The sequence below is a fragment of the Bradyrhizobium sp. th-b2 genome (assembly GCF_000426785.1).
Lineage (GTDB): Bacteria > Pseudomonadota > Alphaproteobacteria > Rhizobiales > Xanthobacteraceae > Bradyrhizobium > Bradyrhizobium septentrionale.
Genome location: NZ_AUGA01000007.1, coordinates 278,283 through 298,882, shown reverse-complemented (window position 1 = coordinate 298,882; position 20,600 = coordinate 278,283). Strand labels below are relative to the sequence as shown.

24 protein-coding genes are annotated in these 20,600 nt (G+C 64.7%); 17 read left to right on the top strand and 7 right to left on the bottom strand.

Annotation, left to right across the window (positions count from 1 at the left end; all coding sequences use genetic code 11):
* Positions 1 to 141 precede the first annotated feature (141 nt).
* Entirely contained in the window at positions 142 to 867 is a 726-nt protein-coding gene (locus K359_RS0113955) for a sulfite exporter TauE/SafE family protein (protein ID WP_029079908.1), read from the top strand.
* A 74-nt stretch (positions 868 to 941) separates the two neighbouring features.
* Here K359_RS0113955 and K359_RS0113950 read toward each other — a convergent pair whose 3' ends face one another.
* The gene (locus K359_RS0113950) at positions 942 to 2,000 is read right to left on the bottom strand and encodes a polysaccharide deacetylase family protein (protein ID WP_029079907.1); all 1,059 of its coding nucleotides are present in this window, start codon (positions 1,998 to 2,000) and stop codon (positions 942 to 944) included.
* 169 nt (positions 2,001 to 2,169) lie between these two features.
* On the opposite strand from K359_RS0113950, the gene K359_RS0113945 reads away from it, so the two are divergent.
* From K359_RS0113945 to phoB, 13 genes are all read left to right on the top strand, one after another.
* Entirely contained in the window at positions 2,170 to 3,564 is a 1,395-nt protein-coding gene (locus tag K359_RS0113945) for an OmpA family protein (protein ID WP_029079906.1), read from the top strand.
* A gap of 2 nt (positions 3,565 to 3,566) precedes the next feature.
* Positions 3,567 to 3,863, top strand: coding sequence for a hypothetical protein (locus K359_RS0113940; protein ID WP_029079905.1), 297 nt, complete (start codon positions 3,567 to 3,569; stop codon positions 3,861 to 3,863).
* A 107-nt stretch (positions 3,864 to 3,970) separates the two neighbouring features.
* Entirely contained in the window at positions 3,971 to 4,561 is a 591-nt protein-coding gene (locus K359_RS0113935) for a TetR/AcrR family transcriptional regulator (protein ID WP_029079904.1), read from the top strand.
* Positions 4,558 to 5,466, top strand: coding sequence for a haloalkane dehalogenase (locus K359_RS0113930; protein WP_029079903.1), 909 nt, complete (start codon positions 4,558 to 4,560; stop codon positions 5,464 to 5,466). Before K359_RS0113935 ends, K359_RS0113930 begins: the two co-directional genes overlap by 4 nt.
* A gap of 19 nt (positions 5,467 to 5,485) precedes the next feature.
* On the top strand, positions 5,486 to 5,713 hold the full coding sequence (locus K359_RS0113925; protein WP_029079902.1) for a SelT/SelW/SelH family protein: 228 nt from the start codon (positions 5,486 to 5,488) through the stop codon (positions 5,711 to 5,713).
* Between the two features lie 290 nt (positions 5,714 to 6,003).
* Positions 6,004 to 7,059, top strand: a complete 1,056-nt coding sequence (locus K359_RS0113920; RefSeq protein ID WP_029079901.1) for a lysylphosphatidylglycerol synthase domain-containing protein — start codon at positions 6,004 to 6,006, stop codon at positions 7,057 to 7,059.
* An 84-nt stretch (positions 7,060 to 7,143) separates the two neighbouring features.
* The gene (locus tag K359_RS0113915; protein ID WP_029079900.1) at positions 7,144 to 8,457 is read left to right on the top strand and encodes an ATP-binding protein; all 1,314 of its coding nucleotides are present in this window, start codon (positions 7,144 to 7,146) and stop codon (positions 8,455 to 8,457) included.
* A 136-nt stretch (positions 8,458 to 8,593) separates the two neighbouring features.
* Positions 8,594 to 9,604: a phosphate ABC transporter substrate-binding protein PstS gene (gene pstS / locus K359_RS0113910; protein ID WP_029079899.1), complete on the top strand. Its 1,011-nt coding sequence runs from the start codon at positions 8,594 to 8,596 to the stop codon at positions 9,602 to 9,604.
* Between the two features lie 209 nt (positions 9,605 to 9,813).
* Positions 9,814 to 10,803, top strand: coding sequence for a phosphate ABC transporter permease subunit PstC (gene pstC, locus K359_RS0113905; RefSeq protein ID WP_029079898.1), 990 nt, complete (start codon positions 9,814 to 9,816; stop codon positions 10,801 to 10,803).
* Between the two features lie 4 nt (positions 10,804 to 10,807).
* Positions 10,808 to 11,653 (top strand): phosphate ABC transporter permease PstA, encoded by an 846-nt coding sequence (gene pstA, locus K359_RS0113900; protein WP_051346119.1) that lies wholly within the window; start codon positions 10,808 to 10,810, stop codon positions 11,651 to 11,653.
* Positions 11,650 to 12,468 carry a phosphate ABC transporter ATP-binding protein PstB gene (pstB, locus tag K359_RS0113895; protein WP_029079896.1) on the top strand — a complete coding sequence of 273 codons (819 nt, stop codon included), beginning with the start codon at positions 11,650 to 11,652 and terminating at the stop codon, positions 12,466 to 12,468. The genes pstA and pstB overlap by 4 nt, the downstream gene beginning before the upstream one ends.
* 11 nt (positions 12,469 to 12,479) lie before the next feature.
* Positions 12,480 to 13,196 carry a phosphate signaling complex protein PhoU gene (gene phoU / locus K359_RS0113890; RefSeq protein ID WP_024578984.1) on the top strand — a complete coding sequence of 239 codons (717 nt, stop codon included), beginning with the start codon at positions 12,480 to 12,482 and terminating at the stop codon, positions 13,194 to 13,196.
* 130 nt (positions 13,197 to 13,326) lie between these two features.
* The gene (gene phoB / locus K359_RS0113885; protein ID WP_029079895.1) at positions 13,327 to 14,037 is read left to right on the top strand and encodes a phosphate regulon transcriptional regulator PhoB; all 711 of its coding nucleotides are present in this window, start codon (positions 13,327 to 13,329) and stop codon (positions 14,035 to 14,037) included.
* Positions 14,038 to 14,278: 241 nt separating this feature from the next.
* On the opposite strand, the gene K359_RS0113880 is transcribed toward phoB, so the two are convergent.
* Both K359_RS0113880 and K359_RS61220 read right to left on the bottom strand, forming a co-directional pair.
* Positions 14,279 to 14,791 carry a GcrA family cell cycle regulator gene (locus K359_RS0113880; protein ID WP_029079894.1) on the bottom strand — a complete coding sequence of 171 codons (513 nt, stop codon included), beginning with the start codon at positions 14,789 to 14,791 and terminating at the stop codon, positions 14,279 to 14,281.
* 260 nt (positions 14,792 to 15,051) lie between these two features.
* Complete coding sequence (locus tag K359_RS61220; protein WP_156928484.1) at positions 15,052 to 15,291, bottom strand: hypothetical protein; 240 nt, start codon at positions 15,289 to 15,291, stop codon at positions 15,052 to 15,054.
* On the opposite strand from K359_RS61220, the gene K359_RS0113875 reads away from it, so the two are divergent.
* From K359_RS0113875 to K359_RS0113865, 3 genes are all read left to right on the top strand, one after another.
* Positions 15,290 to 16,498 carry an aspartate aminotransferase family protein gene (locus tag K359_RS0113875; protein WP_029079893.1) on the top strand — a complete coding sequence of 403 codons (1,209 nt, stop codon included), beginning with the start codon at positions 15,290 to 15,292 and terminating at the stop codon, positions 16,496 to 16,498. The genes K359_RS61220 and K359_RS0113875 overlap by 2 nt on opposite strands.
* On the top strand, positions 16,498 to 17,424 hold the full coding sequence (argF, locus tag K359_RS0113870; protein WP_029079892.1) for an ornithine carbamoyltransferase: 927 nt from the start codon (positions 16,498 to 16,500) through the stop codon (positions 17,422 to 17,424). The genes K359_RS0113875 and argF overlap by 1 nt, the downstream gene beginning before the upstream one ends.
* A gap of 225 nt (positions 17,425 to 17,649) precedes the next feature.
* Positions 17,650 to 18,654: an Hsp33 family molecular chaperone gene (locus tag K359_RS0113865; protein WP_029079891.1), complete on the top strand. Its 1,005-nt coding sequence runs from the start codon at positions 17,650 to 17,652 to the stop codon at positions 18,652 to 18,654.
* Between the two features lie 37 nt (positions 18,655 to 18,691).
* On the opposite strand, the gene K359_RS0113860 is transcribed toward K359_RS0113865, so the two are convergent.
* From K359_RS0113860 to K359_RS51875, 4 genes are all read right to left on the bottom strand, one after another.
* Positions 18,692 to 18,922 carry a hypothetical protein gene (locus K359_RS0113860; protein WP_224497023.1) on the bottom strand — a complete coding sequence of 77 codons (231 nt, stop codon included), beginning with the start codon at positions 18,920 to 18,922 and terminating at the stop codon, positions 18,692 to 18,694.
* Positions 18,923 to 18,945: 23 nt separating this feature from the next.
* Positions 18,946 to 19,317 carry a hypothetical protein gene (locus tag K359_RS0113855; protein ID WP_029079889.1) on the bottom strand — a complete coding sequence of 124 codons (372 nt, stop codon included), beginning with the start codon at positions 19,315 to 19,317 and terminating at the stop codon, positions 18,946 to 18,948.
* A gap of 27 nt (positions 19,318 to 19,344) precedes the next feature.
* Positions 19,345 to 19,839, bottom strand: coding sequence for a hypothetical protein (locus K359_RS0113850; protein WP_035976533.1), 495 nt, complete (start codon positions 19,837 to 19,839; stop codon positions 19,345 to 19,347).
* Positions 19,840 to 20,258: 419 nt separating this feature from the next.
* On the bottom strand, positions 20,259 to 20,495 hold the full coding sequence (locus K359_RS51875; RefSeq protein ID WP_156928482.1) for a hypothetical protein: 237 nt from the start codon (positions 20,493 to 20,495) through the stop codon (positions 20,259 to 20,261).
* Positions 20,496 to 20,600 lie beyond the last annotated feature (105 nt).

The following is a 20,600-nucleotide window of genomic DNA, read 5'->3' as shown; positions in this document are numbered from 1 at the left end:
ATGCTGGCCTCCCTCGCCAGCATGCAGCTTGAATCTGACTCGCGCCGTTTTGGGAATCCCCACCCGATTCATTCCGGTCGGAAAATGCTCTAGCGCTCTCCCAATTCATTCATCATCACTCTCATCAACGGAGGTCCGCTCGTGGCCGACGTCACATCATTTCTCGTGCTCAGCGCGGCGGTGTTTTGCGGCGCCTTCGTATCCGGTCTCGCCGGCTTTGCCTTTTCGGCGATTGCCGGCGCTATCCTGCTGCATGCGATGCCACCCACCGAGGCGGTGCCGCTGATGATGGCCTGCAGCGTCGGCGTGCAGGGCGCCAATCTGTGGGCGCTTCGACACCACATTCAGTGGAAGGAGAGCCTGTCGCTGATATCAGGCGGACTGCTTGGCGTGCCGCTCGCGCTCTGGCTGTTGCACAACACCGATAGCCGGACCTTCCGCGAAGGCTTCGGCGTCATGGTCGCGCTCTATGCCGGCTACATGCTGTTCAGGCCCGCGATCGGCTACGGCCGGTTGCCGGAAGGGCGCAACGCGCTTGTCGGGTTTGGCGGCGGCCTGATCGGCGGGTTGACCGCGATGCCCGGCGCGCTGCCGACGATCTGGTGCGACATCCATGGCGTGCCGAAGCAGCAGCAGCGCGGTCTCGTGCAACCCTTCATCGCCGCGATGCAGATTTCCTCGCTCGTGATGCTGCTGCTGCATCGCGATCTCTCGATGAAGGTCGCCTACGACGTCGTCCTGGGCGCCCCGGCGCTGCTGGCCGGTTCGTGGCTCGGCATCTTTGCCTTCCGCAACATCAACGAGGCCAATTTCAGGCGCGTGATCCTCAGCTTGTTGCTGGCGTCGGGGCTGTTGCTGGTGATCTGAGAGCATGATCCGGAAAAGTGCGAAGCGGTTTTCCGAAGAGATCATGCTCAAACAATTTTAGGGACGTCGCTCGATTACGCCGCGTCGATGCGGCGAAAGCCGTTCCACACCGCGGTGGCGGCGCCTGAGGTCAGCACCGGCAACAGCCGCGCTTCCTGGTAATTGCCGTTCAGTGAGACGCGCTGCAAGGCGGTCATGTGGTCGGCGCTTTCGGCAAACAGCATGCCCGGCCGCGTCGTCACCGCGGTCTTGAAGCCGATCGATTTAGCGAGCGCGAATTCGCGCTGCCCGGCGGCGATCCGGTCGCCATAGGGATAGGCGAGGTGCGCGACCGGCCGCTGCAGGGCTTGCTCGATCCGCGCCCGGCTGGTCGCGAGCTCGAACGACGCGATGGTCTCGCTCTGCTTGGCGAGATTGCAATGGGTGATGGTGTGCGCGCCGATCGTGACGAGCGGATCGTCGGCAAAGCCGCGCAACTCGTCCCATGACATGCACAGCTCGCGCGCGATGCCGGCCTCGTCGACGCCATGGCGGGTGCAACGCGCTGATATCTCGGCCTGCATCTCCTGCTCGCCCGGCAGCGAACGCAGCCAGTCGTGCATGCGGCCGAAAGCGGCGCGCCTGGCCGGTGGCGTCGAGGTGTCGATCCGCGTCATCACGCCATCGATCGGCACCTCGATCGCGGACGCTGCCGATATCACCCGCTCCAGCGCGATCCACCACAGCCTGCCGCAGCCCTCGGCGAAATCGCTTGCGACATAGACCGTGAACGGCGCGCCGAACTCGCGCATGACGGGCAGCGCGAAATCGCGGTTGTCGCGATAGCCGTCGTCGAAGGTGAAGCAGGCGAAGCGCCGCGCGAAGTTCCGTTCGGTGAGACGGCGATGCGCCTCGTCCATGCTGACGACATCGACGTCGAGCGCGCGCAGGTGCGTCAGCATCGCGCGCAGGAAGTCGGGCGTAACCTCGAGATGATGGTTGGGCTGGAACGCGTCGCCGCGCCGCGGGCGGACGTGGTGCAGCATGAAGATGGCGCCGACGCCGGCGAAGATCGGCCGCAGCAAATGATGCGCGCCCGAAAAATACAACGCCTCCAGCCCGGCACGGATCACGGTGTTGCGGAGTTGTTTCATGAGGGCGCCGGCCGGCCGATTTGCATTCCGCGGCAAACTTAGCGAAAGACCACTGAAGAAACTGTTATTCCGGTCCGACATGGCGCCCCCGCCATGATGCTTGATTTGGGGTTTGACAGTCAGCCAAGGGTTTGTTTTCTCTCTGGTTCCCGAGCCCGCAGGACCCTGAATGCACGGACTTTTCAAGTGGAGTAGCAAGTGGTGGCCGGGCGTGATTCCACTGGTCGTCCTTTGGGGTATCGCGGCCTGGACCAGCACGGCAACGGTCGAAGCCGACCTTGCCGCGCGCTCTAATGCCGCACTCAAGGACACCGTGCTCGACAAGCGCCGCATCAGCGTCGACGGCCGCGACGTGACGTTTGCGGCCAACGCCTTCTCCGAGGACGGCCGCCTCAGCGCGGTGGCGTCGGTCGAGGCGGTGCCGGGCGTGCGGCTGGTCAACGACGAGACCCGTCTTGTTGCCGAGGCCAAGCCCTATGTCTGGTCCGCCGACCGCGACGTGGTGCGGGTCACGCTTGGCGGCAATGCGCCGCTGCCGTCGAGCAAGAGCAAGCTGACCGAGGCCGCGAAGGCCAGCCTCGGCGGTGTCGAGGTGGTGGATCAGATGGCGCTCGCCCTCGGCGCACCGTCGCGGTTCGACGCGGCGGCGCTGCTGCTGCTCGACCAGATCAGCAAGCTGAAGGACGGCAAGATCACGCTGACCGACAGCAAGGTTAACCTCGCCGGCATGGCGCGCGAGCTCGGCGGACGCGAAGCGGTCGCGGCCGCGCTGAAGAATCTGCCGGAAGGCTATTCGGTCGCCGCCAACGACATCAAGGCGCCGCCTTACGTGTTCCAGGCCTACAAGGACCCGGTCGCGGTGACGCTGACACTGACCGGATACGTGCCCGACAACAACGTGCATGCCGCGCTGGTCGCGGCCGCTGGCCGCAAGTTCTTCAGCGAGAAGGTGGTCGACAATCTCAAGGCCAGCCTCGGCGCGCCGTCGGGTTTCGCGGCGGCGGTGGCGCCTGCGCTCGGCGCGCTGTCGCGGCTGTCGACCGGAACGCTTGTCGTCTCGGACCGCGAGGTGAAGCTGTCGGGCGATGCGCTCTATGATGCCGCGGCCGGCCAGATCCGCGACGGGCTCGGCAAGGACTTCCCGCAGGGCTGGCAGTACAAGGCCGAGGTCACGGTCAAGCCGGCGGCGGCGCCGGTCGATCCCACAGTGTGCCAGCAGCTGTTTTCCGAGATCCTCTCGAAGGGCAAGATCCGCTTCGAATCCGGCAAGGCCGACATCGTGCCTGACTCCGCCGGTCTGCTCGACCGCCTGATCGAGACCGCGATGCGCTGCCCGAATGCGACGATCGAAGTCGTCGGCCATACCGACAGCGACGGTGAGGAAGCCGCCAACCAGGCGCTGTCGGAGCGTCGGGCGCAGGCCGTGGTCGATTACCTGGTGCGCGCCGGGCTGCCCGCCAATCGCTTCACGCCGATCGGCTATGGCAGCACGCAGCCGCTCGCCGGCAACGACAGTGAAGACGGCAAGGCGCAGAACCGCCGCATCGAATTCGTGGTGAAGTAGCGATGACCGTGCTCGCGACATTCTTCTGGGGTTGGCTGCTCGGCGCAGCGCTGCTCGGCTTCGGCATGGGCTGGATTGCGGTGGTGCATCGGGCGCAGGGCGTCTCGAAGGCCTGGATCGGCTGGCTGGCGCTGGTTGCCGCCGCGCTGGTGGCCGCGTCGTTCGCGCGGGTCATGCCCGGCCGCTTCGGTTACTGGCTCGATCTGTTCCTGGTCATGTTCGCGCTCTATCTCGTCGGCTGCGCCATCGGCTCCTGGCTGCGCGACTGGGTGGTTTCCCGCAGCAAGCCCGCGAGCTGACCCCAAACCCTTGATCCATCAGGCCTGGCGAGGCCGCCACGCGCGGCGCCGGCCGCATTCCTTTTACGGCTTGACATCAATACGTACGTACGTATTAAATCGTGGCGATGCCAAAACCCTCTCTCCGCGATGCCATCCTCGACGCCGGCCTGAAGCAAATGTTCCGCACCGGCTATCACGGCACCAGCGTGCGCGACGTCACCGCCGCCGCCGGCGCCCCGCAGGGCTCGTTCACCAACCATTTCCGCTCGAAAGAGCTGTTCGCCTCCGAGGTGCTCGATCGCTACTTCCTCTATGTGCGCGGCCTCGTTGCGGAAGCGCTTGATGACACCGCGCTGCCGGCGCGCGAACGGCTGCGGCGCTACCTCGATCTCATCACCGGCAAGCTTGCGCATGACGGCTTCACCCGCGGCTGCCTGATCGGCGATTTCAGCCTCGAGGCGTCAGGCTCGAGCGAGATGCTGCGCGCGCAGCTCGACGACATCTTCCGGGAATGGCGCCTGCCGTTTGCGGCCTGCATCGCCGAAGCCCAGGCCAAGCGCGAGATCGCCTCCGACTTCGATCCCGACGCGCTTGCCGATTTCCTGCTCGCATCCTGGCAGGGCGCGATGCTGCGCATGAAGGTCGAACGCAGCGGAGCGGCGCTGACGCGTTTCAAGACGATCGCATTCCAAACCGTGTTCAAGGAGTTGCCATGACCATGTCCGCCGAGATCAGCCTGCATCATCGCTCCGTGTTCGGGACCACGATGGCCTATCGCGAGACCGGACGCAGCGACGCGCCGCACGTGCTGTTCCTGCACGGCAATCCGACGTCGTCCTATATCTGGCGCAACATCATGCCGCTGGTCGCGCCGGTCGGGCACTGCATCGCGCCCGACCTGATCGGCTACGGCCAGTCCGGCAAGCCCGACATCGCCTATCGCTTCTTCGACCATGCCGACTATCTCGACGCGCTGATCGACGCGCTCGGCATCAACTCGGCGTATCTCGTCGCGCAGGATTGGGGCACGGCGCTCGCGTTCCATCTCGCGGCGCGCCGTCCGCAACTCGTGCGCGGGCTCGCTTTCATGGAGTTCATCCGCGCGATGCGGGACTGGTCCGATTTCCACCAGCACGACGCGGCGCGGGAGACGTTCAAGAAGTTCAGGACACCGGGCGAGGGCGAGGCGATGGTCCTCGACAACAATGCGTTCGTCGAACGCGTGCTGCCCGGCTCGATCCTGCGCAAGCTCAGCGAGGAGGAGATGGCGGCCTACCGCGCGCCGTTTGCGACGCGCGAGAGCCGCAGGCCGACATTGATGCTGCCGCGTGAGCTGCCGATCGCCGGCGAACCTGATGATGTCGATCAGGCGCTCACCGCAGCACATGCGTCGCTTGCGGCATCGAGCTATCCGAAGCTCTTGTTCGCGGCCTCGCCCGGGGCACTGGTGTCGCCGGCCTTCGCCGCCGAATTCGCGGCGACGCTGCAGCATTGCGCGGTCATTCAGCTCGGAGCCGGCGCGCACTATCTGCAGGAAGATCATCCGGAGGCGATCGGCCGCTCGGTCGCAGGCTGGATCGCCGGGATCGAGGCCGCGAGCGCGCAACGCCGCGCGGCATGAGTGGACGGGAGGGCACGCCATGACCGATCTCTCGATCATTTATTGCCGTCCCTGCGGTTACGAGAAGCGTGCCAGGGAGGCGGCCGCGCTGCTGCGCGAACGCTTTGGGCTCGATGCGGCGCTTGTGCCCGGCAAGGGCGGCATCTTCGAGGTCAGGCTTGACGGCAAGGTGATCGCCCGCCGCGTCAAGGGGCATTTCCCCGATGCCTCGGAAATCGTCACCGCGGTGGCGTCGGCACGGACATGACCGCGCCGCCGCTCGCGGCTTCCTCCCCGTAGTATTCCGGATGCCTCGCGGGCCGTTCGGCGGGCTAACTACCGCACGGGAATGTCAAGTCTTGTCGAAGGTGGCGAGAAACGCGCATATTTGTGCATCCGCTGTCATGAATCATCCCTAATATCTTGAAGATGCGCGTTTTATTGTCCTTCGACGAATTCCACTCCGGCTTAAAACGCGCTACACGGGGCAGGACACAGCGAAGCGCCGGCGGAGTTCGCCCGGGAGCCGTCGTCGCGGGATCGCAATTCGAGGTCTAGATGCTGGAAGCAATACGCAGGGCGATGGCGTTTCTGCGCCAGAAGCAAATCCTGCATCGGCTGGGTGTTGTGATCAGCATCGCCGTCATCGGCATCGCCTGTTACGTCCTCTATCACATGCTGCGCGGCATCGACACCAACGAGGTGCTCGAGGCCATCAAGAGCACCGAGCCGCGGCAGATCGCGCTGGCGGGGCTGTTTGTCACAGCCGGCTATTTCACGCTGACCTTCTACGATCTGTTCGCGGTGCGTGCGATCGGCCACGCCCACGTGCCCTATCGCATCAACGCGCTCGCGGCATTCACCTCGTATTCGATCGGCCACAATGTCGGCGCCAGCGTCTTCACCGGCGGCGCGGTGCGCTACCGGATCTATTCGGCCTGGGGACTGAACGCGATCGACGTCGCCAAGATCTGCTTTCTCGCCGGCCTCACCTTCTGGCTCGGCAATGCCGCGGTGCTCGGGCTCGGCATCGCCTACCACCCGGAGGCCGCCGCCAACATCGACCAGCTGCCGCCTTGGCTCAACCGCACGCTGGCGTTCGGTATCATCACCGCGCTGGTCGCCTATGTGGTCTGGGTCTGGACCCAGCCGCGGGTGGTCGGCCGCGGCCCCTGGACGGTGACCCTGCCGGGCGGTCCGCTGACGCTGCTGCAGATCGCAATCGGCATCGTCGACCTCGGCTTCTGCGCGCTGGCGATGTACGTGCTGGTGCCGGACGAGCCCAATCTCGGCTTCGTCGTGGTCGCCGTCATCTTCGTGTCGGCGACCCTGCTCGGCTTCGCCAGCCACTCCCCGGGGGGCCTTGGGGTGTTCGACGCCGCCATGCTGGTCGGCCTCTGGCAGATGGACCGCGAGGACCTGCTCGGCGGCATGCTGCTGTTCCGCCTGCTCTACTATATTGCGCCATTCGTCATATCTGTAATCTTGCTGACGTTTCGGGAGGTTATCGTCGGCGCCCGACTCAAACGGCTGCCGCAGGCTGATTCGGGTCCCCGTGCTGAGCCGCATCATGAGGCGGTTCTGGTCCGCAAGCGCGGTGACTCCGGCGTCTGATGAAGCGGCCCGATGCCTCCCGAGGGAAGGTCGATGTGACCGCGCCTGGGCGAGACATGAACCGACGGGAAGAAAGCCGCCGCGATGGCAATTGACGATTCGCATTCCTCCATCTTCTCGCCCTGGCCCGACCGGTTGCGTCATGCCGCGCTGATCCTGCTCGCCGCGGCGCTGGCGCTGAGCGTGGTGGTTTCACTCGGCGAGTTGTCGCTGGTCCGCGCCTGCGCGGTGTTCGCCTGCATCGCGGCCGCGGCGCTGGTACCATGGCGGCTGCATGATGCCGGCACCTCGCGGGAGGATGTCCGCGGGGGCAATCCGGTCGAGGCCTCGGCCGTCAGCGCCGTGGTCGCCGGCATGCCGGACCCGGCGGTGCTGCTCGATCGCGCCGGCCGCGTCATCCATCTCAACACCGCCGCGTCTGAGCTCGCGCCGGCGCTGCGCCGGAACGAACTCGCGCAATTTGCCCTGCGTTCGCCGGAGATCATCACCGCGCTGCGCGAGGCGATCGCGACCACCGAGCCGCGACGGGCCACCTACACCGACCACGTCCCGGTCGATCGCTGGATGGAACTGGTGATCACGCCGGTTCCAGTGCCGACCCAGTTCGGCGGCACCGAGAAATGCATGCTGATGACCTTCCACGACCTGACGCCGCTGCGCCGGGTCGAGGAGATGCGCGCCGACTTCGTCGCCAATGCCAGCCATGAGCTGCGCACGCCGCTCGCCGCTTTGTCCGGCTTCATCGACACCCTGCAGGGGCCGGCGCGCGATGACGCGCGGGCGCGCGAGCGGTTCCTCGGCATCATGCACACCCAGGCCATCCGCATGGCGCGGCTGATCGACGACCTGCTGTCGCTGTCGCGGGTCGAGCTGTCGGCCCATGTGCGGCCCGAGGCCTCGATCGATATCGTGCCGATCATCCGTCAGGTCGCCGACGGGCTCGAGGCGCTGGCCAGCGAGCGTCAGGTCGAAATCGACGTCGACCTGCCGCAGGCCCCGGTCACGATCGCCGGCGACCGCGAGGAACTGCTCCGCCTGTTCGAAAACCTGATCGAGAATGCCCTCAAATACGGCGCCTCCGGTGGCCGCGTCATAGTGTCGCTCAACCAGACCGCGCCGGGCACGGGCGGCGAGGGAAGCCCCGAAATCCGTGTTTTGGTACGGGATTTCGGCCCCGGCATCGCCCCGGAGCACCTGCCGCGGCTTACAGAGCGCTTCTATCGGGTCGACGTCGGCGACAGTCGTAACCAGGGCGGAACCGGCCTCGGATTATCGCTGGTGAAACATATTCTTAACCGTCATCGCGGGCGTCTTTTGATCGAGAGCGTGCCGAAAAACGGCGCGACTTTTACCGCCTGTTTTCCCCGGCCGAAGACCCCGATACCGACCCAAAGCTAAGCACTTTCAGCCGCTTAGCGCTGTCATCCAACTGTCATCCAACCTTCGTAAAAGCAGCACCGACCGCTCCTAGATGGACCGGCGTGAGCGCAATCGGGCGCGTTCGGCGCTTCGCTCACAAGATGGAGACCACCCCATGAATTTCATCAAAGCAATCGTCGCTGCCGGCTTGGTCGCCGCTTCGACGTCAGCCTTCGCTGCCGATATTACCGGCGCGGGCGCGACGTTTCCGTTCCCGATCTATTCGAAGTGGGCTGACGCCTACAAGAAGGACACCGGCAATGGCCTGAACTATCAGTCGATCGGTTCCGGCGCCGGCATCAAGCAGATCCAGGCCAAGACCGTGACCTTCGGCGCCACCGACGCGCCGCTCAAGGCCGAGCAGCTCGAGAAGGACGGCCTCGTCCAGTGGCCGATGGTGATGGGCGCGATCGTTCCGGTCGTGAACGTCGAGGGCGTCAAGCCGGGCGACCTCGTGCTGTCGGGCGAAGTGCTCGGCGACATCTACCTCGGCAAGATCACCAAGTGGAATGACGCGGCGATCGCCAAGCTCAATCCGAAGCTGACCCTGCCGGGCGACGCCATCACCGTCGTGCGCCGTTCGGACGGTTCGGGCACCACCTTCAACTTCACCGACTATCTCGCCAAGTCGAATGCCGACTGGAAGTCCAAGGTCGGTTCCGGCACCGCGGTCGAATGGCCGGTCGGCGTCGGCGCCAAGGGCAACGAAGGCGTTGCCGGCAACATCAGCCAGACCAAGAACGCGATCGGCTATGTCGAGTATGCCTACGCCAAGCAGAACAAGCTGACCTACACCGCGCTGGTCAACAAGGCCGGCAAGACCGTGCAGCCGACCATCGCCGCCTTCCAGGCCGCTGCGTCGAATGCCGACTGGGCCAAGGCTCCCGGCTACTACGTGATCCTGACCGACCAGCCGGGCGAAGCCTCCTGGCCGATCACCGCGGCGACCTTCATCCTGATGCACAAGGACTCGACCGACAAGGCGGCCTCGCAGGAAGCGCTCAAGTTCTTCAAGTACGCCTTCGAGAAGGGTGACAAGGCGGCCGAAGAGCTCGACTACATCCCGATGCCGGACTCGGTCGTCAAGCTGATCGAGAAGACCTGGTCGTCGGACATCAAGAGCTAAGTTCGATATTTCGAACACGGCCTGTGCCGCCTTCCAAGGGGGCGGCACAGGTTGAGCGACTAGACCCGGGCTCCTTCAGGGGCCCGGGTTCGCGCCCCGGGAGGCGCAAGCCGGAACGGCGCCCGGTCAAATGCGTCAGTGAAGATCGCTTCGGGGCGTAGCGGTTTGCGTGGCTTTCACATAGTAAAGAGGGGATTGGCGTGGCAGACATGGCTGTTCAGAGCGATGTGATGGAAGCCGCGGGACCTTACGATCGCGCCAAGGCCCTCAGCGCCTTCAAGCTGGGTGATCTCACCTTCTATTGGATCACCCGTATCTCCGCGATTTCGGTTCTGTTGATCCTCGGCGGCATCATCCTGTCGCTGATCGTCGGCGCCTGGCCGGCGATGAAGGAATATGGTTTCGCCTTCCTCTGGACGCAGCGCTGGGCGCCCTCGGCCGATCCGCCGGTGCTCGGCGCGCTCGGCCCGATCTACGGCACGCTGATCACCTCGGTCATCGCGATGATGATCGCGATCCCGGTCGGCATCGGTATCGCCATCTTCCTCACCGAGCTCTGCCCGCAAATGCTGCGCCGCCCGATCGGCATCGCCATCGAGCTGCTGGCCGGCATCCCCTCGATCATCTACGGCATGTGGGGCTTCTTCGTGCTGGGCCCGTTCCTGGCCAACACGTTCCAGCCCTTCATGATCCGGATCTTCGAGGGCGTGCCCGTCTTGGGTGCGGTGTTCGGAGGCCCGCCGTCCTATCTCAGCCTGTTCAACGCCGCGCTGATCCTTGCGATCATGGTGTTGCCCTTCATCACCGCGATCTCGGTCGACGTGTTCAAGACCGTGCCGCCGGTCCTGAAGGAGGCCGCCTACGGCATGGGCTGCACCACCTGGGAAGTCGTCCGCAGCGTCGTGATCCCCTACACCCGGGTCGGCGTGATCGGCGGCGTCATGCTGGCGCTCGGCCGCGCACTCGGCGAGACCATGGCGGTGACCTTCATCATCGGCAACTCGTTCCGCATCTCGTCGTCGATCTTCGCGCCGGGCACCACGATCTCGGCCGCGATCGCCTCCGAATTCGCCGAGAGCGACGGCCTGCACCAGTCCGGCCTGATCCTGCTCGGCTTGCTGCTGTTCGTGCTGACCTTCTTCGTGCTCGCCGGCGCGCGATTGATGCTGATGCGGCTTGAAACGAAGGCGGGGAAGTAACGCCATGAACCCGATCTACAAATCCCGCCGCCGCAGCGACATCGTCATCCGCGCACTCTGCGTCGGCGCGGCGTTGTTCGGCGTCACCTGGCTGGCGCTGATCCTGTTCACTCTGCTCTACAACGGCCTCGCCGGCCTCAGCGTGCAGCTGTTCACCCAGAACACGCCGCCGCCCGGCTCGACCGAAGGCGGTCTGCTCAACGCCATCGTCGGCTCGGTCATCATGACCGTGATCGGCGTCGGTATCGGTGCGCCGCTCGGCCTGTTCGCCGGCACCTACCTCGCCGAATACGGCAAGAACGACAAGCTCACCTCGGTGATCCGCTTCATCAACGACATCCTGCTCAGCGCGCCCTCGATCATCATCGGCCTGTTCATCTATGGCGCGGTGGTGGTGCCGATGCGCGGCTTCTCGGCGATCGCAGGCGCGCTCGCGCTCGCTGTGATCGTGATCCCGGTGGTGCTGCGCACCACCGAGGACATGCTGCTGCTGGTGCCCAATCCGCTGCGCGAGGCAGCCTCCGCGCTCGGCCTGCCGCGCTCGCTGGTGATCAAGCGGATCGCTTATCGTGCAGCGCGATCCGGTCTGATCACCGGCGTGCTGCTGGCGACCGCCCGCGTTGCCGGCGAAACCGCGCCGCTGCTGTTCACCGCGCTGTCGAACCAGTTCTTCAGCTGGGATTTGACCAAGACGATGGCCAACCTGCCGGTGACCATCAACAATTTCGTGCAGAGTCCCTACGCCTACTGGAAAGAGCTGGCGTGGAGCGGTGCGCTGCTCATCACATTCACTGTGCTCGCGCTGAACATCGGCGCGCGCATCCTTGGTGCCGAAAGGGCCGCAAAATGACCGAGCTTTCCGTCTCCACGACTGTCGCGAGCCACGTTCCCCAGGTGCCGCTGCCGGAAGCGCCGCCGAAAGTCACGGTGCGCAACCTCAACTTCTATTACGGCGAGCACCACGCGCTGAAGAACATCAACCTGACGCTCGGCACCAACCGCGTCACGGCGTTCATCGGCCCGTCCGGCTGCGGCAAGTCGACCCTGCTGCGCATCTTCAACCGGATGTACGATCTCTATCCGGGTCAGCGCGCGGTCGGCCAGCTGATGCTGGACCAGACCAACATTCTCGATCCCAAGCTCGACCTCAATCTGCTGCGTGCGCGGGTCGGCATGGTGTTCCAGAAGCCGACGCCGTTCCCGATGACGATCTACGAGAACATCGCCTTCGGCATCCGCCTCTACGAGAAGATCTCGAAGTCCGAGATGGACGACCGGGTCGAGAAGGCGCTCCGCGGCGGCGCGCTGTGGAACGAGGTCAAGGACAAGCTGAACGCTTCCGGCCTGTCGCTCTCCGGCGGCCAGCAGCAGCGGCTGTGCATCGCGCGCACCGTGGCGGTGCGTCCCGAGGTGATCCTGTTCGACGAGCCGTGCTCGGCGCTCGACCCGATCTCGACCGCCAAGGTCGAGGAGCTGATCCAGGAGCTCTCCGAGGATTACACGATCGCGATCGTCACCCACAACATGCAGCAGGCGGCGCGCGTCTCCGACAAGACCGCCTTCATGTATCTCGGCGAGCTGATCGAGTTCGACGACACCAACAAGATCTTCACCTCGCCGAGCGATCGACGCACGCAGGACTACATCACCGGCCGGTTCGGCTGAGGAGACAAGCGATGGCTTCTGAACATACCGCCAAGGCATTCGACAGCGACCTGCAGGAGTTGACCCGCCTGGTCGCCGAGATGGGCGGCCTCGTCGAGCGCATGATCACCGAGTCGGTCGACGCGCTGATCCGCCGCGACGTCGCGCTGGGCAAGCGCGTGGTCGCCGCCGACATCGAGATCGACAATCTGCAGCGCGTCATCGAAGAGCGCGCGGTGCTGACGATCGCTCGCCGCCAGCCGATGGCGATCGACCTGCGCGAGATCGTCAGCGCGATGCGCGTCGCGACTGACCTCGAGCGGATCGGCGACCTCGCCAAGAACATGGGCAAGCGCGTCGCGGCGCTGGAGAGCGATTTCCAGCCGCTGAAGCTGATCCGCGGCCTCGAGCACATGACCGACCTCGTGCTGTCGCAGGTCAAGTCGGTGCTCGACGCCTATGCCGCGCACGATCTGCCGGCGGCGATGAACGTCTGGAAGGGCGACGAGGAGGTCGATGCGATCTGCACCTCGCTGTTCCGCGAACTGCTCACCTACATGATGGAGGATCCGCGCAACATCTCGTTCTGCATCCATCTGATGTTCTGCGCCAAGAACATCGAGCGGATCGGCGACCACGCCACCAATATCGCCGAGACCGTGTTCTACATGATCGAGGGCCAGCAGATCACCGACAAGCGTCCGAAGGGCGATATGACCAATTTCGCCACCACGGTGCCGGGCAACTAGGGCATGATCCGCATCGGCGGAACCGGATTGTCGTCGCGACAAACCGTTTCCCACGGGGAATATGCTCAGGGGTTGAGTGTTTCGGTTTGCGTTTGGGCAACGGATCACCACAGAGAAAGAACTTAGACCGATGAGCGCACGCATTCTGGTAGTCGAAGACGAGGAAGCGCTGACGACACTGTTGCGCTACAACCTCGATGCGGAAGGCTACGACGTCGAAACGGTGGGACGCGGCGACGACGCCGACACCAGGTTGAAGGAGCGCATCCCCGACCTCGTTGTGCTGGACTGGATGCTGCCGGGCCTGTCCGGCATCGAGCTGTGCCGCCGCCTGCGGGCGCGGCCCGAGACCAAGCAGCTTCCGATCATCATGCTGACCGCGCGCGGCGAGGAGAGTGAGCGCGTGCGCGGGCTTGCCACCGGCGCCGACGATTACATCGTCAAGCCGTTCTCGGTGCCCGAGCTGCTGGCGCGGGTGAAGGGCTTGCTGCGCCGTGCGAGCCCGGAGCGGCTTGCCACCGTGCTGACCTATGGCGATATCGAACTCGACCGCGAGAAGCGCCGCGTGGCGCGCTCCGGCCGCCCGATCGATCTCGGGCCGACCGAATATCGTCTGCTCGAATTCTTCCTCGAGCATCCCGGCCGGGTGTTCAGCCGCGAGCAGCTGCTCGACAGCGTCTGGGGCCGCGACATCTATATCGACGAGCGCACCGTCGACGTGCATATCGGCCGCCTGCGTAAGTTGCTCAATCCGGGCCGCGAGCAGGATCCGATCCGCACCGTGCGCGGCGCCGGCTACGCGCTCGACGACCGCTTCGCGAAGGCCGAGCCGCAGCCGTAACGGCCGTGTGGCATTCATAAACCGCAACACGTTGTCGTCCCGGCGAAAGCCGGGACCCATACGCCGCGGCCGGCGCAATCGGCACGCGGCCAGACGGCTTTCAAACAACACCCATTCGTGGTTATGGGTCCCGGCCTGCGCCGGGACGACGCCGGTGATGCATCCGGGCTACGGTTCTCACAAAAAAATCCCCGCTTTCATGGGGATTTCTTTTTCAGTCCTACGCCAGTTTCCCGAGTGCTCACTTGATCTGCGGTTTCGCCGACGGCCGGCGGCGATCGCCGGCGGGCTGGTAGGCGACGCGCGAGTGGTGTGCGCAATAGGGCAGGCCGCCGAGCGCCTTGCCGCCGCAGAAGAAGAATTCCGGGCTCGATGGATCGCCGACCGGCCAGTGGCAGGTGGCTTCGTTCAGCTCGAGCAGCGACAGCCGCTGGCTCATCGGCACCACGTTGTCGTAGGAGATCGGATCGGGCTCCATCTCGACCTCGAAGGCATGCGCCAGCGCGGTGTTGCCGCGCGAGACCGGACGCGCCACCCGCATCATGTGCTGGGCGGGGCGGGCCTTGCGCTGCCGCGGCGCGGCCGTGGAGGGGGCCTTGGCGCGGCCGGAGAGGCCGAGCCGATGCACTTTGCCGATCACGGCATTTCGCGTCACATTGCCAAGTTCCGCGGCGATCTGGCTGGCCGAGAGGCCAGACTCCCAGAGCTTCTTCAGCTGCTCGACGCGATCGTCGGACCAGGTCAATACAGTCATCGCATTCTTCCTTTCGCATGGCGCCGGCCAGTCATTGGAGCGACGCTGCGAGCCAAATCCGGGTCAAAATCCCAGCGGCCAGAATCCCTTAGCCCTCGCCGGGCGCGGTCTTGCGCCCGAACGTTTACGTGTGACACGAAGGCTACTTAGAGGGTCCAGTACTGCCGCACGAGATGTCGTACCCGACAGGCCAAACGCTACAATATGGCGTGACTCTGGCGCAAGAGTCCGCGGCCGTGCGTCCACATGTTCCCACAAAGTTAAGCACTGTAATGAGGCTTTTCCACCGCACCGGAATGCTCCGGATTGCGCTCGTTTCGCATCGCAGGAAGGCCGGCAAAGGCCGGCTCCTGGCGATTGACACCTACTGGCCGCAGCATAGAATGGCTGCACGTGCCGCCCGCAAAGGCGGCCGTTTTGTTTTCCGAAGCTGGCCGTTGCTGCACTGGCGTCAAGGCGCGCACGGCAATTGTCGGCTTCAAACCGGCAGTGAACGCCATGACCAACAGCGCCTCGTCGCATCTGCTCCCCGTCTTCGCCCGGGTCGATCTCGGCTTCGAGCGCGGTGAGGGCGCCTGGCTGATCGCAACCAACGGCGACCGCTATCTCGACTTCACCTCGGGCGTTGCGGTGAACGCGCTCGGGCACGCGCATCCGCATCTGGTCCAGGCGCTGCAGGAACAGGCGACCAAGCTCTGGCACATGTCGAACCTGTTCAAGAGCCCGGACGGCGAGGCGCTGGCCGCCCGGCTGTGCGAGCAGAGCTTTGCCGACTTCGTGTTCTTCTGCAATTCCGGCGCAGAGGCGATGGAGGGCGTGATCAAGCTGGTCCGCCATTATCACTTCTCCAAGGGCCATCCCGAGCGCTACCGCATCATCACCTTCGAAGGCGCCTTCCACGGCCGCACGCTGGGCACGCTGGCTGCGACCGGCTCGCCAAAATATCTCGAGGGTTTTGGCCCGCCGATGGACGGCTTCGACCAGGTGCCGCACGGCGACATCGAGGCCGTCAAGAAAGCGATCGGCCCGCACACTGCCGGCATCCTGATCGAGCCGGTGCAGGGCGAGGGCGGCGTGCGCTCGGCGCCGCAGGCGTTCTTCAAGGCGCTGCGCGCGCTCTGCGACGAGCATGGCCTGCTGCTCGCATTCGACGAGGTGCAGACCGGTATGGGCCGCACGGGCGATCTTTTCGCCTACAAGCGCACCGGCGTGACCCCTGACGTGATGTCGCTGGCGAAGGCGCTCGGCGGCGGCTTCCCGATCGGCGCGGTGCTGGCGAGCGCCAAGGCGGCTGAGGGCATGGCGCCGGGTTCGCACGGCTCGACCTTCGGCGGCAATCCGCTGGCGGTCGCCGCGGCCAATGCCGTGCTCGACGTGATGCTGAAACCCGGCTTCTTCGAGCACGTGCAGAAGATGTCGCTGCTGCTCAAGCAGAAGCTAGCCTCCGTCGTCGACCGCTATCCGTCCGTGCTGGCGGACGTGCGCGGCGAGGGGCTGTTGATCGGCGTCAAGGCCGTGGTGCCCTCCGGCGACCTGATCGTCGCGCTGCGTAACGAGAAGCTGCTCACCGTTGGCGCCGGCGACAATGTGGTGCGCTTCCTGGCGCCCCTGATCGTCACCGAGGCCGAGATCGACCAGTCGATCACAGCGCTCGAGCGCGCCTGCTCTGCGCTGGCGGCAACCCAGCCGAAGAAGGCGGCGGGATGATGAGCAAGCCTGTCCGCCACTTCCTCGACATCGACGAGGTGCCGCTCGCCGAGCTGCGCAACATGCTGTCCGCTGGCGCCGCCATGAAGGCGGCGCGGAAGGCGCATGAGAAGGGCAGGAAGCCGCTTGAGGGCAAGACGCTGGCGATGATCTTCGAGCGCCCGTCGACCCGCACAAGGGTGTCGTTCGACGTCGGCATGCGCCAGCTCGGCGGTGAAGCCATCATGCTGACCGGCGCCGAGATGCAGCTCGGCCGCGGCGAGACCATTGCCGACACCGCGCGCGTGCTGTCGCGCTATGTCGATGCGATCATGATCCGCATCCTCAACCATGACGCGCTGCTCGAGCTCGCGGCGCATGCCACCGTGCCTGTGATCAACGGCCTGACTCGGCGTTCACATCCCTGCCAGGTGATGGCCGACCTCATGACCTATGAGGAAAATCGCGGTTCGATCGAGGGCAAGACGGTGGCCTGGACCGGCGACGATAACAACGTGCTGGCCTCCTGGGCGCACGCCGCCGAGCGCTTCAAGTTCCAGCTCAATGTCGCGACCCCGCCGGAGCTCTCGCCGAAGAAGCCGATGCGCGACTGGATCAAGGCGACCGGCGCTCCGATCGTGCTCGGCACCGATCCGGAAGCCGCCGTGCGCGGCGCCGACTGCGTCGTCACCGACACCTGGGTGTCGATGGGCGACAAGGAGGGCGAGCACCGCCACAACGTGCTGAAGCCCTATCAGGTCAATGCCAAGCTGATGTCGCTCGCTAAGCCGGACGCACTGTTCATGCACTGCCTGCCCGCGCATCGCGGCGAGGAGGTCACCGACGAGGTGATCGACGGCCCGCAATCCGTGGTGTTCGACGAGGCGGAAAACCGCCTGCATGCGCAGAAGGGCATTCTGGCCTGGTGTTTCGACGCGGTCGCCTAGTCGTAGGTCACTAACGTTGTCGTCCCGGGCAAGCGCAGCGCGACCCGGGACCCATAACCACCGCTGTCAATTGTTGTGAAGGCTGGGGCCTCAGCTGGATGCATCAACCGACAGTGGTGGTTATGGGTCCTGCCCCAGTGCGCAATTGCGCACAAGGCAGGGACGAAGAGTTCGCGTTTAGCTCAACCCCTTTATTTCATGGTTCGAGACCCCAGATAGAGCGCCATGGTTTCACAATCCCCTGACATCAAAATCACGCCCGAGGCGCCGGTTCGCGCGCCGTCAGCGGTTCCTGTCGACGATGCCGTGCTGGCCTTCGAGGTCGGCGCGCTGGATCTGCGCGGCCGGCTGACCCGGCTCGGCCCCGCGCTCGACGAGATCCTGCACAAGCACGATTATCCGCCCGCGGTGGGCAAGCTGCTCGGCGAGGCCATCGTGCTGACCACGCTGCTCGGCTCGTCGGTCAAGTTCGAGGGCCGTTTCATCCTGCAGACCCGGACCGATGGTCCGGTCTCGCTGCTGATCGTCGATTTCCAGGCGCCCGACCGGCTGCGTGCCTATGCGCGTTACGACGAGGCGCGCCTCAAGACTGGTCAGAGCTCGGGCGAGCTGCTTGGCAAAGGCCATCTCGCGATGACCATCGACCAGGGCGCGAACACCACCAGCCGCTACCAGGGACTGGTCGCGCTCGACGGCGGCGGCCTCGAAGAGGCGGCCCACGAATATTTCCTGCGCTCGGAGCAGATTCCGACCCGGGTGCGCCTTGCGGTCGGCGAGGAGATGCGCGGCGGCGAGGGCGGCAAGTTGCACTGGCGCGCCGGCGGCATCCTGCTGCAATTCCTGCCCAAGGCGCCCGAGCGCGCCAAGCAGGCCGATCTGCACCCCGGCGATGCGCCGGAGGGCACGGCCACGCATCACGTGCCTGACGATGACGCCTGGGTCGAGGGACAGTCGCTGATCTCGACCGTCGAGGATGTCGAGCTGATCGATCCCGATCTCTCTGGCGAACGGCTGCTCTACCGGCTGTTCCACGAACGCGGCGTCCGCGTCTTCAACCCGCAGACGTTGCGCGCGCAGTGCTCCTGCTCGCGCGATGCGGTGTCGTCGATGCTGAAGAGCTTTGCGCCGAACGATCGCGCCGAGATGGTCAAGGACGGCAAGGTCGTCGTCACCTGCGAGTTCTGCTCGTCGGTGTATGAATTCACGCCGCAGGAAGCCGGCGTGGAGTAGGCGGCAACCTGTCCACGAGGCCCGGTAACCAGGCCTGTCAGCTCAGCAAGGTGCGGGTCTTGCTGACGGCGTCATAGATTTCGATCTGAAGCATCGGATAAGCCGCCTTCAGTTGTCGGCCGGACGTTTCAGCAGCCTCGACCGTGTCGAACTCCGACTTGAAATGTTTGTCGACAATGATCACGAAACCTTCGGCAGGAGGCCGGTCGGCGCGCAGTGGCTTCTTCGGCTCTGGTTCGTCAGTGGACGGTGGGGATTTCTTCATCATGGGAATTCCTCCTGGATCGACCTTCAACTCAGCCGGTGAAACGCCGGCGGCAAGACTTCACGAACGAGTTCGCTCAGATTCAGCGTCTCCCCGCTGTCGGTGATGTCCGAGAACAGCACCTCGACATAGGGGTGTTGGCGGTTGAACGCAGCACCGCGTTGGTATTTCGCACTGACGATCCGCTCGATCGCCGCCAGGTTAAGTCTGCCAAGCGCATTGTATTGATCGCGGAACAGGCTTCGGTGTCCGCCGCGGTGCTCGACAGACTCGGCCCAGACGTCCATCACCTTGCGGCCGATGAATGCCTCGATCCGTTCATTTCCATCCCGGGCGAGAAGCCGCAGCCCGTCCATGCTGTGCGGTCCGTCATCGACGCCGATTTGGGTAAGTGACATAACGAATCTCCTATTGTTGCAGTTTGCTTACATCGGCAGTCCCTCGGGGACTGCGCCGCCTTCATTGTCCCATCGCGACAAAGCCGCAGCGCGCGATCTCGCATCCTGACGCGCCTCCAGAACCTTGTTGCGATCGGCATCATCCTTGTGCTTGTGCAGGAAGCGCGCGATCTGCCCGCGGAGCGCCGCCGTCTCCAGCAGCTTTCCGACCGATCCGGCGGTGTCGAAGATTTCCCGCTGCAGCGTCTTCGGCAGGACGTTCCATTGCATGATGACGGCCGCGCCGAGACACCGCAGAACGTACTCCTCTTCGGCGGCAAGGGCCGCGCCGCGGGAGCGGTCCTGCTCCGCAACGTTCACTGCGTCGTCAAAATTGTCCGCCAGTTGCTGCTCGTTATCCGCGAGCGAAGCGAGGCGGTCTTGCTGCTCCTGAAACTTGCGGCTTTCGCCCTGACCGCTCGAACGCTTGATCAGTTCGCCATATGCGGCTGCCTTGGCACGATACTGCTGAGATTTGAACATGGCGGGCCCTTTCGCTGGAGGTCTCCGCGCATTCCGACCCAACTCGATGGCCGACGAGGATGATCTTTTATATGGGAAGCAAAGGGTCGAATAACGAGCACCAAGGCCACAAATCACCGGCAGAAGAAAATCGGATGGCGCGCGTGAATATCTGCACCGCGACAACGTTCACCGCGGTCGCCTGTTCCTGAAGGATAGGTCAGAGCCGATGTCGACGCCGTTGCCTGGTGAGAGACGACCGGAGGCCATGCTCTTCGGCATCCGATGAATGGCGGTCTCAATCCGCCTCGTAATGAGGCGGCTTTTCCTCAAGGTCGGCAGCCAGAGCTTCGGTTCTGATTGAATCAGAAGCGAAGCTCCAGTTTGTCAGTGTGACGCGTTTTCTTCACGCGAACCGATGTCCTTCGCTCGAAAACGCTCTAGCACGGCGTTCGAAGGCCGGGAGATGTCAGCCAATCATTGATGTGCGAGGCGGTCTCGATCAGGCGCGCCTTGCGAAGCATCGCATCGCGCTGAAGGCTGGGCAGGAATGGCTTCGCAGCATCCTTTATCCTCACCGCCTCGAACGCCAGCAGATCATGAGGCGGCGGTTCAGGTTGGCTGTGTTGGGCAATCGGCATAAAGCTCTCCTGATTACTGGCGGGAGCTTGCAGCACTCTCAGTCACCGGTATCGGCCAGAGGCGGAGCGGTGATGACCGCAGTAGATACCCCTTATGCCCGGTAGTCGACTTAATTCGTCATTGAGCGTCATATCCAGACT

Bases quoted from the DNA above. Each gene is read 5' to 3' on its own strand.
- K359_RS0113950 (WP_029079907.1), bottom strand. From the start codon at position 2,000: ATGAAACAACTCCGCAACACCGTGATCCGTGCCGGGCTGGAGGCGTTG.
- K359_RS0113940 (WP_029079905.1), top strand. From the start codon at position 3,567: ATGACCGTGCTCGCGACATTCTTCTGGGGTTGGCTGCTCGGCGCAGCG.
- K359_RS61220 (WP_156928484.1), bottom strand. From the start codon at position 15,291: ATGGCGTTCACTGCCGGTTTGAAGCCGACAATTGCCGTGCGCGCCTTG.
- pstC (WP_029079898.1), top strand. From the start codon at position 9,814: ATGGCTGTTCAGAGCGATGTGATGGAAGCCGCGGGACCTTACGATCGC.
- K359_RS0113925 (WP_029079902.1), top strand. From the start codon at position 5,486: ATGACCGATCTCTCGATCATTTATTGCCGTCCCTGCGGTTACGAGAAG.
- K359_RS0113915 (WP_029079900.1), top strand. From the start codon at position 7,144: ATGGCAATTGACGATTCGCATTCCTCCATCTTCTCGCCCTGGCCCGAC.
- K359_RS0113945 (WP_029079906.1), top strand. From the start codon at position 2,170: ATGCACGGACTTTTCAAGTGGAGTAGCAAGTGGTGGCCGGGCGTGATT.
- phoB (WP_029079895.1), top strand. From the start codon at position 13,327: ATGAGCGCACGCATTCTGGTAGTCGAAGACGAGGAAGCGCTGACGACA.
- argF (WP_029079892.1), top strand. From the start codon at position 16,498: ATGAGCAAGCCTGTCCGCCACTTCCTCGACATCGACGAGGTGCCGCTC.
- K359_RS0113930 (WP_029079903.1), top strand. From the start codon at position 4,558: ATGACCATGTCCGCCGAGATCAGCCTGCATCATCGCTCCGTGTTCGGG.
- pstS (WP_029079899.1), top strand. From the start codon at position 8,594: ATGAATTTCATCAAAGCAATCGTCGCTGCCGGCTTGGTCGCCGCTTCG.
- K359_RS0113935 (WP_029079904.1), top strand. From the start codon at position 3,971: ATGCCAAAACCCTCTCTCCGCGATGCCATCCTCGACGCCGGCCTGAAG.
- K359_RS0113875 (WP_029079893.1), top strand. From the start codon at position 15,290: ATGACCAACAGCGCCTCGTCGCATCTGCTCCCCGTCTTCGCCCGGGTC.
- K359_RS0113855 (WP_029079889.1), bottom strand. From the start codon at position 19,317: ATGTCACTTACCCAAATCGGCGTCGATGACGGACCGCACAGCATGGAC.
- K359_RS0113860 (WP_224497023.1), bottom strand. From the start codon at position 18,922: ATGATGAAGAAATCCCCACCGTCCACTGACGAACCAGAGCCGAAGAAG.
- pstB (WP_029079896.1), top strand. From the start codon at position 11,650: ATGACCGAGCTTTCCGTCTCCACGACTGTCGCGAGCCACGTTCCCCAG.
- K359_RS0113880 (WP_029079894.1), bottom strand. From the start codon at position 14,791: ATGACTGTATTGACCTGGTCCGACGATCGCGTCGAGCAGCTGAAGAAG.
- K359_RS0113920 (WP_029079901.1), top strand. From the start codon at position 6,004: ATGCTGGAAGCAATACGCAGGGCGATGGCGTTTCTGCGCCAGAAGCAA.
- K359_RS0113850 (WP_035976533.1), bottom strand. From the start codon at position 19,839: ATGTTCAAATCTCAGCAGTATCGTGCCAAGGCAGCCGCATATGGCGAA.
- phoU (WP_024578984.1), top strand. From the start codon at position 12,480: ATGGCTTCTGAACATACCGCCAAGGCATTCGACAGCGACCTGCAGGAG.
- pstA (WP_051346119.1), top strand. From the start codon at position 10,808: ATGAACCCGATCTACAAATCCCGCCGCCGCAGCGACATCGTCATCCGC.
- K359_RS0113865 (WP_029079891.1), top strand. From the start codon at position 17,650: ATGGTTTCACAATCCCCTGACATCAAAATCACGCCCGAGGCGCCGGTT.